At 52.4% G+C, this 4,655-nt stretch carries 1 tRNA gene and 2 rRNA genes; all 3 read left to right on the forward strand.

Annotation, left to right across the window (positions count from 1 at the left end):
* Positions 1-146: 146 nt before the first annotated feature.
* Positions 147-1,688: ribosomal RNA gene (locus tag GTU67_RS15005) — 16S ribosomal RNA — on the forward strand.
* 171 nt (positions 1,689-1,859) lie between these two features.
* A tRNA-Glu gene (locus GTU67_RS15010) sits at positions 1,860-1,935 on the forward strand.
* 193 nt (positions 1,936-2,128) lie between these two features.
* Positions 2,129-4,655, forward strand: a 23S ribosomal RNA gene (locus tag GTU67_RS15015); the annotation flags it as partial.

A 4,655-nucleotide genomic window follows, 5' to 3' on the forward strand; every position in this document is an offset into this window, starting at 1 on the left:
ACTGCTCTTTAACAATTTATCAGACAATCTGTGTGGGCACTCGAAGATACGGATTCTTAACGTCGCAAGACGAAAAATGAATACCAAGTCTCAAGAGTGAACACGTAATTCATTACGAAGTTTAATTCTTTGAGCATCAAACTTTTAAATTGAAGAGTTTGATCATGGCTCAGATTGAACGCTGGCGGCAGGCCTAACACATGCAAGTCGAACGGTAACAGGAAGAAGCTTGCTTCTTTGCTGACGAGTGGCGGACGGGTGAGTAATGTCTGGGAAACTGCCTGATGGAGGGGGATAACTACTGGAAACGGTAGCTAATACCGCATAACGTCGCAAGACCAAAGAGGGGGACCTTCGGGCCTCTTGCCATCGGATGTGCCCAGATGGGATTAGCTTGTTGGTGGGGTAACGGCTCACCAAGGCGACGATCCCTAGCTGGTCTGAGAGGATGACCAGCCACACTGGAACTGAGACACGGTCCAGACTCCTACGGGAGGCAGCAGTGGGGAATATTGCACAATGGGCGCAAGCCTGATGCAGCCATGCCGCGTGTATGAAGAAGGCCTTCGGGTTGTAAAGTACTTTCAGCGGGGAGGAAGGGAGTAAAGTTAATACCTTTGCTCATTGACGTTACCCGCAGAAGAAGCACCGGCTAACTCCGTGCCAGCAGCCGCGGTAATACGGAGGGTGCAAGCGTTAATCGGAATTACTGGGCGTAAAGCGCACGCAGGCGGTTTGTTAAGTCAGATGTGAAATCCCCGGGCTCAACCTGGGAACTGCATCTGATACTGGCAAGCTTGAGTCTCGTAGAGGGGGGTAGAATTCCAGGTGTAGCGGTGAAATGCGTAGAGATCTGGAGGAATACCGGTGGCGAAGGCGGCCCCCTGGACGAAGACTGACGCTCAGGTGCGAAAGCGTGGGGAGCAAACAGGATTAGATACCCTGGTAGTCCACGCCGTAAACGATGTCGACTTGGAGGTTGTGCCCTTGAGGCGTGGCTTCCGGAGCTAACGCGTTAAGTCGACCGCCTGGGGAGTACGGCCGCAAGGTTAAAACTCAAATGAATTGACGGGGGCCCGCACAAGCGGTGGAGCATGTGGTTTAATTCGATGCAACGCGAAGAACCTTACCTGGTCTTGACATCCACAGAACCTTGTAGAGATGCGAGGGTGCCTTCGGGAACTGTGAGACAGGTGCTGCATGGCTGTCGTCAGCTCGTGTTGTGAAATGTTGGGTTAAGTCCCGCAACGAGCGCAACCCTTATCCTTTGTTGCCAGCGGTCCGGCCGGGAACTCAAAGGAGACTGCCAGTGATAAACTGGAGGAAGGTGGGGATGACGTCAAGTCATCATGGCCCTTACGACCAGGGCTACACACGTGCTACAATGGCGCATACAAAGAGAAGCGACCTCGCGAGAGCAAGCGGACCTCATAAAGTGCGTCGTAGTCCGGATTGGAGTCTGCAACTCGACTCCATGAAGTCGGAATCGCTAGTAATCGTGGATCAGAATGCCACGGTGAATACGTTCCCGGGCCTTGTACACACCGCCCGTCACACCATGGGAGTGGGTTGCAAAAGAAGTAGGTAGCTTAACCTTCGGGAGGGCGCTTACCACTTTGTGATTCATGACTGGGGTGAAGTCGTAACAAGGTAACCGTAGGGGAACCTGCGGTTGGATCACCTCCTTACCTTAAAGAAGCGTACTTTGCAGTGCTCACACAGATTGTCTGATGAAAAGTAAATAGCAAGGCGTTTACGCGTTGGGAGTGAGGCTGAAGAGAATAAGGCCGTTCGCTTTCTATTAATGAAAGCTCACCCTACACGAAAATATCACGCAACGCGTGATAAGCAATTTTCGTGTCCCCTTCGTCTAGAGGCCCAGGACACCGCCCTTTCACGGCGGTAACAGGGGTTCGAATCCCCTAGGGGACGCCACTTGCTGGTTTGTGAGTGAAAGTCACCTGCCTTAATATCTCAAAACTCATCTTCGGGTGATGTTTGAGATATTTGCTCTTTAAAAATCTGGATCAAGCTGAAAATTGAAACACTGAACAACGAGAGTTGTTCGTGAGTCTCTCAAATTTTCGCAACACGATGATGAATCGAAAGAAACATCTTCGGGTTGTGAGGTTAAGCGACTAAGCGTACACGGTGGATGCCCTGGCAGTCAGAGGCGATGAAGGACGTGCTAATCTGCGATAAGCGTCGGTAAGGTGATATGAACCGTTATAACCGGCGATTTCCGAATGGGGAAACCCAGTGTGATTCGTCACACTATCATTAACTGAATCCATAGGTTAATGAGGCGAACCGGGGGAACTGAAACATCTAAGTACCCCGAGGAAAAGAAATCAACCGAGATTCCCCCAGTAGCGGCGAGCGAACGGGGAGCAGCCCAGAGCCTGAATCAGTGTGTGTGTTAGTGGAAGCGTCTGGAAAGGCGCGCGATACAGGGTGACAGCCCCGTACACAAAAATGCACATACTGTGAGCTCGATGAGTAGGGCGGGACACGTGGTATCCTGTCTGAATATGGGGGGACCATCCTCCAAGGCTAAATACTCCTGACTGACCGATAGTGAACCAGTACCGTGAGGGAAAGGCGAAAAGAACCCCGGCGAGGGGAGTGAAAAAGAACCTGAAACCGTGTACGTACAAGCAGTGGGAGCACGCTTAGGCGTGTGACTGCGTACCTTTTGTATAATGGGTCAGCGACTTATATTCTGTAGCAAGGTTAACCGAATAGGGGAGCCGAAGGGAAACCGAGTCTTAACTGGGCGTTAAGTTGCAGGGTATAGACCCGAAACCCGGTGATCTAGCCATGGGCAGGTTGAAGGTTGGGTAACACTAACTGGAGGACCGAACCGACTAATGTTGAAAAATTAGCGGATGACTTGTGGCTGGGGGTGAAAGGCCAATCAAACCGGGAGATAGCTGGTTCTCCCCGAAAGCTATTTAGGTAGCGCCTCGTGAATTCATCTCCGGGGGTAGAGCACTGTTTCGGCAAGGGGGTCATCCCGACTTACCAACCCGATGCAAACTGCGAATACCGGAGAATGTTATCACGGGAGACACACGGCGGGTGCTAACGTCCGTCGTGAAGAGGGAAACAACCCAGACCGCCAGCTAAGGTCCCAAAGTCATGGTTAAGTGGGAAACGATGTGGGAAGGCCCAGACAGCCAGGATGTTGGCTTAGAAGCAGCCATCATTTAAAGAAAGCGTAATAGCTCACTGGTCGAGTCGGCCTGCGCGGAAGATGTAACGGGGCTAAACCATGCACCGAAGCTGCGGCAGCGACGCTGATGCGTTGTTGGGTAGGGGAGCGTTCTGTAAGCCTGCGAAGGTGTGCTGTGAGGCATGCTGGAGGTATCAGAAGTGCGAATGCTGACATAAGTAACGATAAAGCGGGTGAAAAGCCCGCTCGCCGGAAGACCAAGGGTTCCTGTCCAACGTTAATCGGGGCAGGGTGAGTCGACCCCTAAGGCGAGGCCGAAAGGCGTAGTCGATGGGAAACAGGTTAATATTCCTGTACTTGGTGTTACTGCGAAGGGGGGACGGAGAAGGCTATGTTGGCCGGGCGACGGTTGTCCCGGTTTAAGCGTGTAGGCTGGTTTTCCAGGCAAATCCGGAAAATCAAGGCTGAGGCGTGATGACGAGGCACTACGGTGCTGAAGCAACAAATGCCCTGCTTCCAGGAAAAGCCTCTAAGCATCAGGTAACATCAAATCGTACCCCAAACCGACACAGGTGGTCAGGTAGAGAATACCAAGGCGCTTGAGAGAACTCGGGTGAAGGAACTAGGCAAAATGGTGCCGTAACTTCGGGAGAAGGCACGCTGATATGTAGGTGAAGTCCCTCGCGGATGGAGCTGAAATCAGTCGAAGATACCAGCTGGCTGCAACTGTTTATTAAAAACACAGCACTGTGCAAACACGAAAGTGGACGTATACGGTGTGACGCCTGCCCGGTGCCGGAAGGTTAATTGATGGGGTCAGCGCAAGCGAAGCTCTTGATCGAAGCCCCGGTAAACGGCGGCCGTAACTATAACGGTCCTAAGGTAGCGAAATTCCTTGTCGGGTAAGTTCCGACCTGCACGAATGGCGTAATGATGGCCAGGCTGTCTCCACCCGAGACTCAGTGAAATTGAACTCGCTGTGAAGATGCAGTGTACCCGCGGCAAGACGGAAAGACCCCGTGAACCTTTACTATAGCTTGACACTGAACATTGAGCCTTGATGTGTAGGATAGGTGGGAGGCTTTGAAGTGTGGACGCCAGTCTGCATGGAGCCGGCCTTGAAATACCACCCTTTAATGTTTGATGTTCTAACGTTGACCCGTAATCCGGGTTGCGGACAGTGTCTGGTGGGTAGTTTGACTGGGGCGGTCTCCTCCTAAAGAGTAACGGAGGAGCACGAAGGTTGGCTAATCCTGGTCGGACATCAGGAGGTTAGTGCAATGGCATAAGCCAGCTTGACTGCGAGCGTGACGGCGCGAGCAGGTGCGAAAGCAGGTCATAGTGATCCGGTGGTTCTGAATGGAAGGGCCATCGCTCAACGGATAAAAGGTACTCCGGGGATAACAGGCTGATACCGCCCAAGAGTTCATATCGACGGCGGTGTTTGGCACCTCGATGTCGGCTCATCACATCCTGGGGC

This window comes from Pusillimonas minor (assembly GCF_014237865.1).
GTDB lineage: Bacteria > Pseudomonadota > Gammaproteobacteria > Burkholderiales > Burkholderiaceae_B > Neopusillimonas > Neopusillimonas minor.